Source organism: Paenibacillus tundrae, assembly GCF_030812775.1.
Classification (GTDB): domain Bacteria; phylum Bacillota; class Bacilli; order Paenibacillales; family Paenibacillaceae; genus Paenibacillus; species Paenibacillus tundrae_A.
In genome coordinates this window covers 97,584-114,948 of sequence record NZ_JAUSTI010000006.1, presented here as the reverse complement: position 1 = coordinate 114,948, position 17,365 = coordinate 97,584, and the positions used below count along the sequence as shown (strand labels likewise).

The following is a 17,365-nucleotide window of genomic DNA, read 5'->3' as shown; positions in this document are numbered from 1 at the left end:
CGCTTGCGTAAATTAATAATTCAAAGCCCTTTTACCCATGTCTGATTACCTATATTCATTTTCACAAAAAAACCTTGTCTCTTGATCAAGAGACAAGGCTTGAGCCTATGAGGTATGTAGCGCTACCAATTGGGTTAAAGCATTGATCATGTGCTCAGCAAGTTCTGGGATATCCCCCATCTGTTCCTCGTTCACATTACGGTCAAAATAGACTTCGGCGGAGACAGAATATACTCTTGGCTCTTCTTCATACACATGCTGGAGCTTCAGGATTATACTCTGCTGCGGCCAGCTCTGCTGTAATATTGTACGTATTCTCTCACAATCTGGATCAGACTGTACAATCTTCATCGCAAACCGAAGTTGCAGACGACAGCCAGGCACTCCATCCGGCTTCTCCAATATTTCAGCTGCAATGGCTTCAAGAGAAGAGCTTAACACGACTTCTCCAGTCACTTCAGGATGTGCACGTAAACTGAATTGCAATACAAACTCTCTGGACATGCTCGCCATCTCTAGGCGATCTCGACGATCCGTGATAAGAATGAGCTCATCTAAATTATCGAGGTCATAGAGCGTATTTTCGAAGCCCACTTTCAGATTATCAAACACGATCGGATCAAACATGATACATACCTACCTTCTTTTCCTTCAACTTATCCTAAACACAGCCATACCTATATTATAAACGCACAAGCACTCTGATACGTTACAACCCATCGTTTCAACCACTTTATGGCTACATCTTGTCATTCTGCTGAGGGTTGTTCATCCATGCATCACACTCTCCTGTCTTAACAACTAAGAATAGCCCAGTCCAATGGACTGGGCTTGAATAAGGTTAGAATCCCGCAGGATTATACCCTTACTTATTCTTCTGCAGACTTCTCTTCTTCAGCCACTGGTTCTGCTTCATCTGCAGAAGCCGTAGGCTCTTCCTCAACCGCTTGTGGCGGCATTACGGAAGCAATAATGGAATCAGGTGACGTAATTAGTGTCAAGCCTTTATCCAGTTTGATATCAGCAGCCGTTAGACGATCACCGATCTCCAGTCCACTTACATCTACCTCGATAGAAGTAGGCAGGTCAGCCGGCAATCCTTCGACCTCCAACTGAGTTTCCTGTGTCTGGAATACACCGCCTGCTTTTGACCCAGCAGCAGTACCTTGGAAATCAAGCGTTACACTTACACTAATTGGTTTATTCTTAGAAATTTGCAGAAAGTCCACATGCAACAGGCGTCCGTTACGTTCCTGTTGATCCTTGATCAACACCGGAACTGTTTTGCCACCCTCTACATTGAGGTTGAACATTTCGGAGCGTCCTGTGCGCGCTACCTTCAGCATTTCTTTTTCATCTACATGTATTGGGGCGCCATCTTGTCCCGGGCCATACACGACAGCCGGAACTCGTCCGCCCTGTCTCAACAGGCGCAAGGCTGCACCTTTCTTTTCAGTTCTTGGGGTTGCCGTAAGTTGAGCCATTTTTCCGTTGGATTTCATGATTGAACATCCTCCTTCAAGGGATCCCTACTTCATATTGGTTTGAGGAAGCCAGATGCTTCGCAATTAAACCAAATGGGTCTTTATATTCTGTGGCCTAATTAGGAGCCATATCTATATTTACCCCATTGAAAGAGGTTCTCAAACATGACTTGTACATTTTTTTTGATTTTTGACTATAAGAATCTCCCATTACCATCATGAATGTTACTGACTCAATCATCGGATTGTATCTGCTATTTTAATTAATGTTTTGTAATCATATAAGGGTTCGAGGTTGTTATTTTTACCTGCAACCAGAGAGTATGTTACCCCCTCATTCCTCCAATAAATGGCACTGATATGATCGTTTCCTTGATCCCATGTTTGTGAACCATTCGCTAGTTTTAGACCTTTCTTTCCATTGGGAGACGTTTTCACCTTGGAGTTGGTGATCATCATAATCAGGTTCAATCCTTGGTCTGTGTTGGCATACGTAATTTCTACAGCATCATATGGGTCATTGCTAGCTAGAATCCTTATCGATTTTTCAGTCGTTTGGAATGGAACTGACGGTTCTTTAATCTCAAATGGGATCTGGGCTTCTGCCTCTTCAATTGTTATTTCAACTGGGGGCTTCAGATCCGAATCATAGGTCAGTTGAGGACTTTCCCCGTTTTGTAAGCAGGAGGACAATAGCATTGGAATCATACAGAGGAGCAGCAATTTGCTTATCGCCTTCATTTCATCACCTCAATAACAAAGTCATTACTTTCAATACGCTTCAAAACACTGGAAAGTTACATAATTTTGCCATCTAACTCTTTATAGAGCACTATTGTGCATATTTATCGGTGGTTACCTCTACCCTGTTCAAGCCTTTAATCAATGTAGTCTAGGTATAGAAAAAGCAGCCGGAATCCCTCCCGACTGCCTGCGCTGCCAATTACATCTGAATTAAATTATGCACTATCCTGTTCACCTTCAGTATTCGCACGAATAATTACCATCTGATCCGATCCGCTACGCACGATGATTTGTACATCGCCATCCTCAGGCACGATATCCACATACCGGTCTCCGCACGTATCTTTGGCCTCCCACTCATTCAGTCGAATGATCAAGCCGAGATGATGCAGGCCTGCGGCAACACGGAATCGAGCTTCTGCTACACTTCCTACCCGTTCCAAAGGAACGGCTCCATCCTGCATACCTGTGCCCCAGACCCACACATCCCATCCTTCATAGTGCTGATCCTCTCGTTCATATCGAAGGGTGACAACGCGTGAAATTTGCTTATGCACCTTCGTTGTGACGGAAGCACGAATCCCACCTGCCTCAGCTACGATATCGCTTGATCCAGGTGTCAGCGCACGCACAATACCAGCAGTACTAACAGCGGCCACTTCTGGATTCGAGGATCTCCAACGAAGCTTGGTTCCGTGAAGAGGCTGACCAAATTGATCTAGAACCAATGCTCGAAAACGGCTAATGCGTGTGGTGTACATTATCGGCTCACCCACGATCTCAATTCGTTCAGCATAGCGTTGCTCCACCTGTAATGTACAGCTTGAAGTAAGCTCACCACAGTGAACGGTGATGGATGCTTCTCCCATCTGCACAGCCTGAATTGCACCATTCGACTGGATACGCATCACATCAGGATTAGAGGAAGTCCATCGTACTTCAGTGTTCTCCACGACATTGCCTAGAAGATCCCTCACGACAGCTCTTAGCTCTGCTGTCTCCCCAGGGCTATACACCTGACGTGGGCTATTAATCTCGACCACTGCCGGTTCTGCAACACATGCACGCTCTGTATCATATAGCACCATCAACGACCATCGCTCGACAGAGACGCTAGTATTAACGGTTGTGATCGGCTCCGTACCCGCATGTTGATCATTCACCACCACATGCCAGTTTCCTTCCGGCAGATGAATCTGCTGCTGATTAGCAGAACCGTTGTAGATGACAATAATCTGATTCCAAGTATCTTGATTTGCTCCATCGTGGAGCATAAAAACAACAACGTTTCCCTCAGCACGCATAATACGCAGGTGATTCCGTACCTGCTGGGCTTCGATCATTCGAAAGGCCGGGTGTGTACGACGCAGATGGATTAAGCCACGATAATAGTCAAAGACAGGACGGAACTTGGCTTTATTCGCCCAAGTGATTGCATTAACTGCATCTCCACTCCGATAGCTGTTCTGATCTCCTACTTTGGAACGAAGGATTTCATCGCCCGCATGCAGAAAAGGAATCCCCTGAGAGGTCAATAGAATGCCTGACGCTATCAGAGAGCGACGAACCATCTCATGATCTAGGACACGATCCTCTTGAATATATCGGTAGGGGTTGGCTGCTTTTACCGCAGATTCCGCACTGCCACCTTCCACAGGCTGACCATCCTTCCACGTCGGAAAACCGAGTTCATGTCGAAGGTTCATCGTTGTTGCAATTTTGTCCCACAGATTGAGGTTATCATGCGCCGTTATATAGTTGACTGTCTCTATAGGTGAAGATGTAAAATCATCCAATGCTCCTGCTACTCCTGTGATCAGGTCATATTCTTTACCCACAGCCCCAGTAGCAAATCCAGTGCCCGTTCCGTCACTATCTCCTTTAATGGCACTTCGAAAATGATCATTGAACACGGCAAAACCCTGACCCCGCTGTGTTCCTTTGAGTGTCTTACGCTCTAACGGTGAGTCTCCCCCCGTCCAAGGTTCACCATAAATCAACATCGACGGATCGATATGCTCTCGCAGCTCACGTGTTAATTCATTCATCGTTTCTGTATCAATCAATCCCATTAGATCAAAACGAAAACCGTCGATATGATACTCTTCTGCCCAGTATAAAAGAGAATCAACGATATATTTTCGCACCATAGGACGCTCGGTAGCCAGCTCATTACCCACACCTGATCCGTTGCTTAGCGTACCGTCCGCACGATGACGATAGAAATAACCAGGCACGATGCGTTCAAATGGGCCTTCCTCTATGCTGTACGTATGATTGTATACAACATCAAGCACCACACGTATTCCTTGTCGATGTAACGACTGTACCAACAACTTGAACTCCCGAATCCGAACTGCCGGATCATGCGGATCTGTCGCATAAGAACCCTCGGGTACATTATAATGCTGTGGATCATATCCCCAGTTATAAGGTACTTTAGCCGCCGGAGTAACTTCGGAAGCAACCAATTCATTTACCGTCTGATAATCGGCTATAGGCAGCAGGTGTACATGTGTAACGCCTAATTCAGTAAGGTGATCTACGCCGATGGAATTGCCCGCATTATCCGTCAGTCCCGAAGCAGTAAAGGCAAGATACTTCCCCTTATACGGAATGTTAGCATGTGGATCTGATGAGAAGTCACGTACATGTAATTCATAGATCACAGCATCTACTGGATGCAGAAAAGTAGGCTTCACATCCTGCTCCCAATCAACCGGGTGGGTATCCTCCAGATCAATAATTGCTGTCCGCTGTCCGTTGGCAGATACTGCCCGAGCATAAGGGTCTGCCACCACTTCTATTCGCTGATCGGCATGGGTGACCTGATACATGTAATAATAGCCCGCCCAGTTCCCTTCAAGCTGCAAGCTCCATATTCCATCAGACTCTTGAGCCATCAAATGCTCTTGGCCATCTGTATGTTCAGTTACTTTTCCCTTTGCATCATAGATCCCAGCACCTTCAAAAAGAAGTAGTGAAACCTGTTGTACCGTTGGTGCCCACAGTTTAAAGAAACTTGCAGCACGAGTATATGTTAAGCCAAGATCGTTGCCATCATAACGAAAAGATGTCCATTCCGGCATCGTTCCCACCGCCTTTATATGCATGAATTTCATGTTGTCCCGATGTTACGAAGTGGGACGCCATTTGTCAACCCAGGGTTGTCTGATACTCAACATATCGGTTTATGCTCGCTTTTGATGAAGTGCACCTCTGGACAAAGTTCCATCGTCCGTAGCAATCGCTTTCAAAATACAGCATATGTAAACAAGCGCCATAGATTGACAGCATTTGTACCTGTCCAGACGAAAAAGGTATGAAATGTTCAAGATAATCCTGATCCAACACGCTAACGTCACATGCCGAAAAGCCCCTCTTCCAAAGAAGAGAGGCAGATCTTTTCCTATTCCTATTCTATCTAGTGATTACGTTTATGAGCAATACATAACTGTCATTGAGATGGCCGGAATGCTGAGTTCTCCACCTACTACTGTACGGATTATATCCGTACCCGCTCGTCCTTGCTCCACAACCACATGCCATTGTGCTGACGGAATGGAAAGTGTTCGACTTTCTTTCGCAGCGTTATAGGCAACGATGACACGCTTCCACGAATCGCCTGATGCTGTGCCGAGTAGCTCATATGCCAGAACACCCTTGTCCTGTTCAAGCAATCGTATATTCTGCTCAATCTCTCCTCGGGTACGAAGGCGAAAAACAGAATGCGCGCGCCGCAGACGAATCAAACCGCGATAATAATCAAATACCGGTTTGAACTGCTTTTTGTATTCCCAACGGATCGCGTTAACTACATCTCCGCTCTCGTGGCTGTTAGCGTCACCAAACTTGGTACGCAGCAATTCATCACCAGCGGCCAGAAATGGTATACCTTGAGAGGTCAATACAATGCCATTGGCAAGCAAACATCGCCGTACCATTTCATTCTCTAGAACATGTCCAAGTTCGACCTGCTTATACGGGCTCGCTTGTTGTACCGCTTGCTGCACATTGTCGCACCCTTTGACACTACCGTCCTCATCATAGCTGATAAAACCGAGTGTACCCTTCAGTCCTTGCGTATACGCAACCTTGTCCCACAAATTAAGATTGTCATGCGCGGTAACATAATTAATCGTTTCTGTCGGAGCTGAAGTAAAATCAGTAATTGCTCCCCTTACGCCAACCCACACGTTTTCTTCCGCGCCTTCTGCACCAGTTGCAAACCCTGTTCCTGCACCATCACTATCTCCCTTGATGGCTCCGCGAAAATTATCATTAAAGACAGCAAAGCCAGATTCACGTTGATCTCCCTTAAGCGTCATATCGTCTCCAAGAGGCGATTCCAGTGCGCCCCAAGGTTCTCCATATATCAGGATGGATGGTGAGACCTTCTCATGTAGGTCTGCCGCCAGACTTTTCATCGTTGCTGTATCAATGAGCCCCATCAAGTCAAACCGAAACCCATCCACATGGTATTCCTCTGCCCAATAGCGTACAGAATCCATAATGAATTTACGCACCATATGACGCTCCGTCGCTACTTCATTGCCTGTTCCCGACCCGTTACTGTATGTACCATCCTCCCATTGACGATAGTAGTACCCTGGATAGAGCTTCTCAAATGAACTTCTCGCAGTGTCGAAGGTATGGTTATAGACCACATCCATAATGACGCCGATCCCCTTTTGATGCAGAGCCAACACCATCGATTTGAACTCTCGAATTCGAGTCTCTGGTTCATCCGCCCGTGTTGCATAAGAGCCTTCCGGCACATTGTAGTGGAGTGGATCATACCCCCAATTATAATTAGATCGATCGGAATTGGACGCATCCACCTGAGCTTCATCTACTGTAGCAAAATCAAATACGGGTAGCAGATGCACATGAGTAATACCAAGCTCAGTCAAGTGATCAATACCGATGGAATTACCTTCTGAATCCAGTAAACCCGTTTCAGTAAAGGCCAGATATTTACCCCTATACTTCATCTCAGATGAAGGGTGAATCGAGAAATCTCGCACGTGTAGCTCGTACAACACCGCATCCACTGGGCTCTCGAGTCCTGGCCGAACATCTTCTTTCCATCCCTCGGGATCTGTATGCTCCAGTCTGACGATTACCCCCATCTCTCCATTCATGGTGACAGCCCTAGCATAAGGATCTACAGCTATCTCGCGCCTTCCGTCCCCGAAGGTAGTCTGAATCATATAACGATAACCACACCAATCACCGCTCATCTCGACGTGCCAGATGCCTTGAGCTTGTTTATTCATGGGAATTTCGTTAGGTTTCAATTGTCCCGAGCGATCGGAATATTCTTCAGGACTTCCATCTGCAGATGGGGGATATAACAACAGCTGAACTTCAGCAGCCTTCGGTGTCCATACTTTGAAACGACATGACGCTGATTGCATCGTAATACCTAGATCGTCTCCCTCATATGTATCATTTACATCCTCAACATACCGTTGATCTTCGTATTCATATTGCTCTATCATGTCTGTGTACTCCTCTCTGTGGGCATCAAGTTGACTATGCTATAAGTGCTCCTCTACTCTTATACCCCTTCCACAGAACATTCATAATAAAAACGAATAAAAAAGGTTACGAACCCGAAGATTCGCAACCCTTATTTTAGAACGTAGATGATAAGCGCACGGGGTACGCCTCCATTTTATAAACTACTTGAATCAATTTCATAAATCACTGAAAATGGATTCACTTGCCGTTCAATTCCTTATACGATGCTTCAAACTCTGAGATCAGTTGGTCACCACCGGATTTCTTCCAGTTTGCCACTTCCTGCTCCCAGCCTGCATCATCTAGTTTACCCATAATATACTTGGTTTGGGCATCCCAGATCATCTGATCTAACTCTTGCCCTCTCTCCGTATAGATTGCAGAAGTGAGTGTCAGTGCAGGATTCGGAATTGCATATTGTTCATTCTCACGTGCCATCTTCGTACCCTTCATACCAATAGGTACGTCCACGAGTTCAGCAACATTGTAGCCCTCAATACTTAGAAGATTATCACGGTAAGGCTTCACTTCCCGTTGATAGGCATCAAAGTCTTTCAGCTCCGTTTTGCCGTCAGCAGTCTCGGTATAGTGCACATCCTTCAAACCGCGTAATTGTAACGTACTTAGCTCTTCATCCATTAGCTGATCCAGGAAGGTGAGTACCTTCTTCAACTGCTCTTCATCAGGTACGGCCGCTTTTGGAATGACAAGCATACCATAGTTACCTGGTTCTCCAGCAATACGAATGCCATCTGGCCCTTGGAATGGAGCGACATCGATCTCTCCATCCGGTGCATTCGGTGTGAGACGTTGCTGAGATGACTTACCGTTCTGAGCTACCCCGTTCAGCTTCATGCCAATGAGGCCGGAATCCATCTTTTTGTCCGCATCCGATGGATCAAGCGCAGGGAAATCACTGTTAATGAGCCCCTCGCTGAACAACTTCTTGAACAGCTTCATCGTGTCTACATACTGTGGAGTCATGAACTCCGGTGTCAGTTTACCCGAGTCATCCACACCCCATTTATTTACGCCTCCGATACTCACCGCAATCCGTGTAAGTGGGGAAGATACGCCTTCATTGTACCGCTTGAACAGCAACGCACCATAGGTGTCCTCTTTGCCATTTCCATCCGGATCATCCTTGCGCATGGAATGCATCACGTTGTACCAATCATCCAATGTTTTGGGGATTTCCAGATTCAACTTATCGAACCAGTCCTTACGATATACAATCGCGGTACGACCGATATCACGGAAATTAGGGATACCGTAGATTTTGCCTTCTATTTTGATATTCTCAAAATACGCCTCGGATTGGGCAGATAGGTTCTTATAATCCTTCAGGTAAGGGCCAAGTTCCCAGAACAAGCCGGTTTTGGCTGCATTAAATGTTGTCGGTACATAGTTCACCCGCATAATGGTGGGCATCTCGCCCGAAGCAACCATGACGTTCACTTTATCATCAAAAGCAGACTGCGGAATCCATTGCACATTCACATCGGTACCCGTATATTCCTCAATCTTTTGCTCAATCCCGTTCTCCTTCGCAGGAACATCACCTACCTGCATCAAAGAGATGGAAATGGGAAACTTGCCTTCCCCCGTCGCAGCAGGTGCTTTTTCTCCCCCACAACCTGCGAGCAGTCCTGCGGACATTGCACCAATGACAACCAATCCGCTTAAACGAGACATCCGTACTTTTGGGCTCATGAACCATCTCTCCTTTTGGATAACCTAATCATGACCTGCTTCCATCGAGTAGAAGGTGCTCACGGGTTGTTGGAAGCTTTGGTATGGATTGAAGCAAAACCAATAAATGAATGCGCTATCATAAATGTTCTGAATAAAAGAACTAGGGAGTGTCTGAAAACTCCGAAGGACGCAGATTTTGCCGAATTTTCGTTCCAAGCCAGGAAGTTTTCCGCAGGCGTGCCGGGGCACGTCAAGGGAAAGTGACGCAGCAGGGGGCGAAAAGGCGGTAAAAGATGCACTTCAGCGAGTTTTCAGAAACGACCTATCGTGTAGCTAGTTCCATCTCCACTCCTGCAAGAATAAACGGAGCGACCGATTTCGGATCATTAATCCGAATGGATTCTGTTACATAATACTCGTATGAACCATCACGATAAGGACTGCCGCCAAGACCAGCTCCACCATTACATTGCGTTAAGGAGAGCACGCCTTCTCGATCCGTTTGCAGCAAATGCTGTAACAGACCTTGATACCCCTTTTCCGCAATCGCCTTGAATTTGCCACTCAGATATCCTTTACGTACACCTTTAGCTAAGGCATACACAAACATCGAAGTCCCCGATGCCTCCAAGTAATTGCGCTCACGGCCTGGTTGATCCAAGAGATGCGGCCATAATCCAGTTTGTTGATCCTGAACATGTACAAGCGCATTAGCCAGTCGTTCAAAGATACCTACAATCTGTCCACGCTGTTCATGATCAATTGGCAGATAGTCCAATGTGTCTACCACAGCCATCACATACCAGCCGACAGCTCTGCTCCAGACATGGGGAGAACAACCCGTCTCCCCTGAGCTCCAGCGCTGCTCCTTACTCTCATCCCAAGCATGATATAACAGACCGCTCCGCGGATCACGCGTGCGCTGCTCTACCAAGAGCAACTGTAGTGCTGCCTTATCAAACCACTTGTCTTGACCCGTTACGGCTCCATATTGCGTCAGGTAAGGGGTCGCCATATACAACCCATCTAGCCACATTTGGAAAGGATATATCTTTTTGTGCCAGAACCCACCTTCGCTTGTACGCGGCTGGCCTTTGAGCTGTACCATGAGTAGGTCAGCTGCTTGGCGATACTTCTCCTTTCCCGTTTTGTCTAAGAGCAGAAATAACGATTTGCCTTGGTTAATCTGATCCAGGTTATATTCCTCAACACCGTAGGTTCGAATCGTACCGTCTTCCTGCACGAAATGATCCATCAGTTCCTGGATATAATCAAAATACTTTTGTTCCCCCGTATGGGTATACAACTCTTCTAAGGCTTTTAATATACAACCATTCTCATAATGCCAGGTGGAGTACAAGTCATGGCTACGATAACTTTCCATGAACTGTTCAGCCATTCGCACTGGCGTAAATTGTAACGTTTCTTTCATGGCGCTCCTCCGCTTCTAGCTCATTATTGAGCTTGCTTTTTGTAGTCCTCCGCGTATTCTTCGCGAATTTTGTTACCACCGGCATTCGCCCAATTCTCAATTTCCTTCTGCCAACCTGCTTCATCGATTTTGCCCATAATGTATTTGGTCTGCGCATCCGCAATCATCTGATCAAGATCCGCGCCGCGATCACCATACGTAGGTGAATACAACGTAAGGGCAGGGTTAGGGACAGCATGCTCCGCAAGCTCTTTCGCGAGTTCAGTTCCTTTTTCACCCAACTCAGTATCTTTCAGTTTCGGTACATTGTAGCCCTCGACATAAGGGAAGTTATCACGATACGGCTTCACTTCACGTTGGAAAGCGTCGAAGTCGCTCATCTCTACCTGGTCTTCACCAACCTTTGTGAAATGTTTATCTTCGATACCACGCATCAAGAGTGTAGCCATTTCAGGATCCATCAGCTTATCAATGAATGCTAACAAACTCTTCAGTTCTTCTTCCGATTTCACCGTGGATTTAGGGAATGCCAGAATGCCTGAGTTACCCGTCTGTCCTGCAACGCGATCACCATTTGGCCCTAACAATCCAGCAATATCGACTACACCATCAGGGTCGTTCTTGGATAAACGTTCCTGCTGACTTTTACCGTTCTGGGCAACACCCACACGCATACCCACTAAACCGGAATCATATTTCTTCTCAGCTTCAGTGGAATCGAATACTGCGAAGTCTTGGTTAAGCAGCTTCTCATCATACAACCGCTTCAGAAGATCCATAACTTGTTTATATTCAGGCGTCATAAATTCTGGTGTAAAGCTTCCATCGTCCTCTACTTTCCACTTGTTTGGCGCGCCAAAGCTTACACCAAGACGAGTTGTGAAGGAATATTGGTCCTCGTTGTAACGCTTGAACAGCATTAAACCAAATGTATTGTCTTGACCATCTCCATCTGGATCAGAAGTAGACAACGTTTTGATCGTCTCGTACCATTCATCTGGCGTTGTTGGTACTTTGAGATTCAGCTTCTCAAACCAATCTTTACGGTAAATGACGGTTGCTCGGGCAATATCGGAGAATACAGGTACGCCGTAAATTTTCCCTTCAACCTTGATGTTGTCAAAAAAGCGCTCATTCTGTGCAGACAGGTTTTTATAATCCTTCAACAACGGTCCAACTTCCCAGAACACTTCATTACGCATCGCACTTGTCACCGTAGGGTTATATTGAACCTTCACAATTTTAGGCATGTCGCTGGAAGCGATCATGACATTAATTTTGTCATTGTATGCTGAAGCCGGAATCCACTGGACATCCAGTTTCGTATTGGTATACGCTTCGATCTTCTTTTGTACTTCATTGTCCTTGCTTGGAACATCCCCGACTTGTGCGATCGCAATGGATACATTTTGCACGCCGCCTTCTGCAGCCTGACCCTCATCTGATCCGCATCCCGCGAGCAAACCTGTAACCAATGCTAGTGTGCTCAGAACGGCTACGGCTTTCTTTTTTGTTGCTTTCATAGAATGAAACCTCCCCTTTTTATGCAGCTTTAACTGTTTTAAAGTTCCGATTTCTTAACGAGTGCCAACTCAACCTTTCACCGAACCTAGCATCACCCCTTTGGCAAAGTGTTTTTGCAGGAACGGATAGACGAGCATAATTGGAATGGTTGAGAATACGATAACCGCCATACGGATGGTGAGTGGCTGAATCTCCGTTTCCTCAATACTTGTATCTCCGATCCGGCTCTGTGCCAGAATGACAATCTCACGTAGCCATACCTGTACCGGCCATTTCTGACTATCGTTAATGTAAATTACTGCACTGAAGAAGCTGTTCCAGTGAGCTACGGCATAGAACAAGGAGAATGTTGCCATCGCCGGCATGGATAGAGGTAATACAATCCGGAATAATACGCCGACGTCATTACATCCATCGATTTTGGCCGCATCCTCCAGTTCGTCAGGAATAGCCTGGAAGAAGTTTTTAAGAACGATTAGGTTAAACGCACTAATGGCCGTAGGCAGCATGAGCGACCATAACGTGTCTGTCAGGTGCAATGATTTCACGACGAAGTAAGTCGGGATCATGCCTCCGCTAAATAACATGGTGAACAGTACACCTAACAAGATCGGTTGACGTCCACGCAAGTATCTTCTTGAGAGCGGATAGGCCATGAGAGACGTAAACAACAAGTTAATGAAGGTTCCGACAACAGTAATGTAAATCGATACACCCAAACTACGAATCAAGGTATCTGTAGAGAAAATATAGCGATATGCTGCAAGTGAGAATTCTTTCGGGAAAAGAATGAATCCCCCCTTAGCTACTTCACTCGGGCTTGTAAAGGAGACCGCCAAAATATAAATAAATGGGATGACGGTCACAATTCCGATTAACAACAGCAAGCCATGATTGAGAAAGTCGAAAATCCGGTTGCCCCACGTTTTATCCTGTTGCATCTTAATGTTCACTCCTGTCTGGTGAAGAGCGTCTGCTCTTTAGGTCAGTAGACGCCTTCCTCCCCGAATTTTTTGGCCAACTTATTGGCACCTAATACAAGCGCCAGACCGACGACCGACTTGAACAATCCAACAGCAGCACTGTAACTGTACTGTGCCTGTGTCAGACCTTTGGTGTATACGTAGGTATCAAACACCTCGCCCACATCGCGGTTTGTCGGAGTCAGCATCAGGAAGATTTGTTCAAAGCCTGTATCCAGGAAGTTGCCCAGACGCAGAATGAGCAGAATGACAATGGTACTACGAATAGCAGGCAGCGTAATGTGCCACGTCTGACGCCAGCGGCTCGCGCCATCGATTCTTGCCGCTTCATAGAGCTGTGTATCTACGCCGGAGAGGGCAGCAAGGAAAATGATCGTTCCCCAGCCGACTTCTTTCCAAATGGATTGTCCAACAATCATGGTACGGAACCAGCCTGGCTCAAGTAAGAAGGCAACTTTTTGTCCCGTCAGGTTGTAGAGCAATTCATTAATGGCACCGCCTTCAGTGGTGAACAACATGTAGAACACACCAACAACAACAACCCATGATACAAAGTGTGGTACATAGACAAGTGTTTGTACGAATCGTTTGAAACGTTCACGACGAACTTCATTGAGCATCAGTGCCAGTACGATTGGCAGTGGGAAGAAAAACACCATGTTATAGATGGCAAGCAAGAACGTATTTCGGAATAGAGTCCAGAACTGCGGTTCCCCGAAGAAACGTGAAAAATGCTTAAAACCAACCCACTCACTGCCGAGGATACCTTTGTAAGGCGTGTAATCCTGAAAAGCCATCGTAATGCCATACATAGGTATGTATTTGAAGATAATAAAGTAAAGCACACCGGGTATTAACATAATATAGAGCCACCGGTTTTTGATGATGTCCCTCCACAGCAGGTTTTTGTCACTGCGGGTAGCGGGCCGTGTCTGAGCCGCCGTTTCGGCTTTCATAGTGTCTTCCTCCCCACATTGGAAACGATTACAAAATATCACTTCCTGAATTCATGTCTTCATTGTGGAGGATAAACACATCACTGGCTATCGTCTCATTTTAGCTTCTTGTTTTCCCTTATGTAGCAAGGGTTTACAGCTTTTGTGTAATTGAATTACAACCGGTAATGAACCGCTTTTAACCTCAATATCTCTGTCTTAACTCCTGCGAAAAGATGAGGACAATCCATAAAACAAGGCTGTAATCTTCTATTTCTTCTTGTCCACGAGAAACGTTAGCTCAAAGATGATTCGCATCACATTACTTCAAAAAAAACCTGCCCGCCATAGCAGGCGAAGCAGGTCTATTTCTACCGTTGTTGTTCCCGATATTTCCCCGGAGTCGTGCCTGTAATTTTACGAAATGTGCGAATAAAAGCCGTCGGATTCGTGTAGTTTAATTTCTCTGCAATCTCTGATATTTTCAGATCCGTTGTCTGTAGCCAGGTCTTGGCTTTTTCCATGCGGTATTGGGCTAAATATTCTGTGAAGTTCACGCCTGCTTCTTTTTTGAACACACGGCTCAAATAAACAGGATGAAAATTCAATTCCTCCGCACAGGCCTCAAGTGACAGCTCACGATCGTAACGCTCTTCGATTAATCGGATCATTCGACGAGCGATGTTCATGTATTGAGACTCTTCCTGCTCCCGCCAGAAATGGATGACCGGTTGGAATAAGCGTTTGCGGAACCAATTCGTCATCTCATCCAGTGTAGACAGCTTCAGCAAACGAGCCATCGAGGCTTTCTCTCCCAACACTTCCGCCACATCTCCACCCTGCTCCTGTACTAATTGATATACACGGGACAACAATTGAACCATAATGACTGGATACTCACTGAAATGTAGTTTCTTATCTGCAAGTAATCCCAGGTACTGTGTGAAGTAGGCATCCGTTTTCTCTACATCACCCTGTTTCAGCGCAGAAGCCAATTGATCTTCGATCATTCGCAACTGTGTATATAGAGCGGCTTCTGTCTGACCTCGCGGCTGAATATCCTCATAATGCAAAATAATACGGCTACCCAAGCTCACTCGCCCTTGGAGTGCTTCCCGGCTCTCCTGATAAGCTTGCGGTGTATCGCCTATGGCCTGATAAGACCGACTGATCCCAATACTTACGGGCAGATTCAGATAAGTGACAACACGCTCTCGTATGCCCTCGGCTTGTGTGTGCATCCATTCTTTTAGTTGCAATTCATCATGCAGCTCAGAGGCCAGAACGGTAACCTGGGCGTCATCAATCATGACTGGTGTGAACCGAATTTCCGGAGGAAGCCATTCTCCAACAATGTTATTTACAGCGAAAAGCAACAAATCCCGATCCTGCTCTTCATATCGCGTCCCCTCAATGGTATCCATCTGCAGTGTAAGCACACCAAGACTCGACCAGTTGGTTGGAAAATCATATAGATCCCCCTGATATCTAAAATCCTCTTCCGATATTTTGCCTGTTAATAGTTTAGTCATAAAAAATTCCTGTAAATGAACGTGCTGTCCCTTCATCTGCTCTCGCATGGTCTGTTCTGAACTGAATAAGGTCGATAATCGCTCTTCAATATAACTGAATTCATCCTGTCTTCGACCTTTGGAATCCATAGGAGAGTCCAGCCCTTTCGTGAATTGAAGAAGTCTCGAAATGGGTGAATACATCCGCCGGCTACCGTAAAAAGCAACTAATCCGGTTAATCCCAACATCACCAGTGTTGCCACTCCCGTTACCAATGCAATTTTCTGAGATTGAGCAGTAATCTGCCCCAGAGATACAACAGATACGTACAACCATCCGTTAAGCTGTGACTGTTTATAACTAACAGCTACCTGATTCCCCTCTACCTCTGCATTGAAGAAGCCTTCTGACTGTCCTGTTTCTTGTACTTTTTCTTGAATTTCCTCATTCAATGCAGTGTACTTCCCATTTTGATCCGCATCATTCAGGAAAAACTTCTGATCCCGATCAAGCACATACATATCTCCTGAATTCGTATTACGACTCAAATAAGAGCTAAGCTCTGTATCGGAAATATCAATCACAAGAAATCCTTTCGGTTTGACATTCGTCGGCATCATCGGAATCTTAAACACCATGCTAACCACATTGTCCGAAGAAATGAGTGCTGGAACGATCTCTTGTGTTGAATCGCCCACACCTGCCGATACGGGTACACTTTCTTTTGCTGAGTTTACATTCTGCGTCACCCAGAATAAACTGTTCGTATATTTCAGATATGAGCCAATTCGATCCCGAATACTAAAATCATCTAATTTGCCAAATGAACGCATCGAAACAACCCAGTCCTCATCTAGATTGACTAAATAAGCCTGATCAATATTAGTCACTGCCTGTAAATTGTTAAAGCCAGATGTCAGATCACGGATTTGCTCAAATTCGCTACTATCCAGTGGATGTTTCATCGCTTGTAAAACCAAAGGAGAATTTACGTATTGAATAGATGATAATTGCAAACTGCGCAGCACCTGCTCCACCCTCATCTGAGTCTGATGTAATATCTGCAGATTACTCTCGCGCACCTTTTGCTCAATATCCTGTGAAGCAATCGTATACGAGACAGAACCAATAATGATGACTGGAAGCGCTCCAAGGATCATGGTGAAGCATAGCAGACGCAGCAAGTATTTTGGCAAAGAAGAGCACCCTCCTTCTACAAACTTTCCATTTCATAATATCGCTTACATTGGGTTAATTTACTATTGTTATTTTAAAACCCATTCTTATTCAAGTCCACTCATTTCTTCTGAACGATGATTTTCCGGGTTGACTTTGAGGTAATTTCCAGTTTATATTAGTTGCATATTCCTCAATCAAAGGAGAGATTTTGATGTCGGTGAGCGTTCTTAACTAACCAAGTTTCATATTCAGGAGTTTGGCCTCTCATTTCGCATATGCCCTCAGGCATACGTGTATTTCATGATGCGCCAGATCCCTGTACTTAGTTAAGAACAGCGGATATCATAAATC

Annotated in this window: 11 protein-coding genes; all 11 read right to left on the bottom strand. The window is 45.6% G+C overall.

The genetic code is table 11. The features are described 5' to 3' along the window. Nucleotides 1–105 precede the first annotated feature (105 nt). Nucleotides 106–627, bottom strand: coding sequence for a hypothetical protein (locus J2T19_RS12525; RefSeq protein WP_307216120.1), 522 nt, complete (start codon nucleotides 625–627; stop codon nucleotides 106–108). Between the two features lie 242 nt (nucleotides 628–869). After that, the gene (locus J2T19_RS12520) at nucleotides 870–1,502 is read right to left on the bottom strand and encodes a 50S ribosomal protein L25 (RefSeq protein ID WP_307216118.1); all 633 of its coding nucleotides are present in this window, start codon (nucleotides 1,500–1,502) and stop codon (nucleotides 870–872) included. A gap of 219 nt (nucleotides 1,503–1,721) precedes the next feature. Further along, a complete protein-coding gene (locus J2T19_RS12515; protein ID WP_307216115.1) occupies nucleotides 1,722–2,192 on the bottom strand; it encodes a hypothetical protein in 471 nt (156 codons plus the stop codon). Nucleotides 2,193–2,443: 251 nt separating this feature from the next. Beyond that, nucleotides 2,444–5,317 carry a type I pullulanase gene (gene pulA, locus J2T19_RS12510; RefSeq protein WP_307216113.1) on the bottom strand — a complete coding sequence of 958 codons (2,874 nt, stop codon included), beginning with the start codon at nucleotides 5,315–5,317 and terminating at the stop codon, nucleotides 2,444–2,446. Nucleotides 5,318–5,665: 348 nt separating this feature from the next. Further along, entirely contained in the window at nucleotides 5,666–7,732 is a 2,067-nt protein-coding gene (gene pulA / locus J2T19_RS12505; RefSeq protein WP_307216111.1) for a type I pullulanase, read from the bottom strand. A 220-nt stretch (nucleotides 7,733–7,952) separates the two neighbouring features. Continuing rightward, the gene (locus J2T19_RS12500) at nucleotides 7,953–9,467 is read right to left on the bottom strand and encodes an extracellular solute-binding protein (RefSeq protein ID WP_307216109.1); all 1,515 of its coding nucleotides are present in this window, start codon (nucleotides 9,465–9,467) and stop codon (nucleotides 7,953–7,955) included. Between the two features lie 304 nt (nucleotides 9,468–9,771). Then, nucleotides 9,772–10,881 (bottom strand): glycoside hydrolase family 88/105 protein, encoded by a 1,110-nt coding sequence (locus J2T19_RS12495; RefSeq protein ID WP_307216107.1) that lies wholly within the window; start codon nucleotides 10,879–10,881, stop codon nucleotides 9,772–9,774. A 23-nt stretch (nucleotides 10,882–10,904) separates the two neighbouring features. Then, nucleotides 10,905–12,404, bottom strand: a complete 1,500-nt coding sequence (locus tag J2T19_RS12490; RefSeq protein WP_307216105.1) for an extracellular solute-binding protein — start codon at nucleotides 12,402–12,404, stop codon at nucleotides 10,905–10,907. A gap of 69 nt (nucleotides 12,405–12,473) precedes the next feature. Further along, entirely contained in the window at nucleotides 12,474–13,346 is an 873-nt protein-coding gene (locus tag J2T19_RS12485; RefSeq protein ID WP_307216103.1) for a carbohydrate ABC transporter permease, read from the bottom strand. A 44-nt stretch (nucleotides 13,347–13,390) separates the two neighbouring features. Then, nucleotides 13,391–14,344, bottom strand: coding sequence for an ABC transporter permease (locus tag J2T19_RS12480; RefSeq protein ID WP_307216101.1), 954 nt, complete (start codon nucleotides 14,342–14,344; stop codon nucleotides 13,391–13,393). A gap of 350 nt (nucleotides 14,345–14,694) precedes the next feature. Further along, the gene (locus J2T19_RS12475; RefSeq protein ID WP_307216099.1) at nucleotides 14,695–17,031 is read right to left on the bottom strand and encodes a helix-turn-helix domain-containing protein; all 2,337 of its coding nucleotides are present in this window, start codon (nucleotides 17,029–17,031) and stop codon (nucleotides 14,695–14,697) included. Nucleotides 17,032–17,365: the final 334 nt, after the last annotated feature.

What these genes read in the sequence shown, in the direction of transcription:
- J2T19_RS12525 (WP_307216120.1), bottom strand. Translation starts at nt 627, where the DNA reads ATGTTTGATCCGATCGTGTTTGATAATCTGAAAGTGGGCTTCGAAAAT.
- J2T19_RS12520 (WP_307216118.1), bottom strand. Translation starts at nt 1,502, where the DNA reads ATGAAATCCAACGGAAAAATGGCTCAACTTACGGCAACCCCAAGAACT.
- J2T19_RS12515 (WP_307216115.1), bottom strand. Translation starts at nt 2,192, where the DNA reads ATGATTCCAATGCTATTGTCCTCCTGCTTACAAAACGGGGAAAGTCCT.
- pulA (WP_307216113.1), bottom strand. Translation starts at nt 5,317, where the DNA reads ATGCCGGAATGGACATCTTTTCGTTATGATGGCAACGATCTTGGCTTA.
- pulA (WP_307216111.1), bottom strand. Translation starts at nt 7,732, where the DNA reads ATGATAGAGCAATATGAATACGAAGATCAACGGTATGTTGAGGATGTA.
- J2T19_RS12500 (WP_307216109.1), bottom strand. Translation starts at nt 9,467, where the DNA reads ATGAGCCCAAAAGTACGGATGTCTCGTTTAAGCGGATTGGTTGTCATT.
- J2T19_RS12495 (WP_307216107.1), bottom strand. Translation starts at nt 10,881, where the DNA reads ATGAAAGAAACGTTACAATTTACGCCAGTGCGAATGGCTGAACAGTTC.
- J2T19_RS12490 (WP_307216105.1), bottom strand. Translation starts at nt 12,404, where the DNA reads ATGAAAGCAACAAAAAAGAAAGCCGTAGCCGTTCTGAGCACACTAGCA.
- J2T19_RS12485 (WP_307216103.1), bottom strand. Translation starts at nt 13,346, where the DNA reads ATGCAACAGGATAAAACGTGGGGCAACCGGATTTTCGACTTTCTCAAT.
- J2T19_RS12480 (WP_307216101.1), bottom strand. Translation starts at nt 14,344, where the DNA reads ATGAAAGCCGAAACGGCGGCTCAGACACGGCCCGCTACCCGCAGTGAC.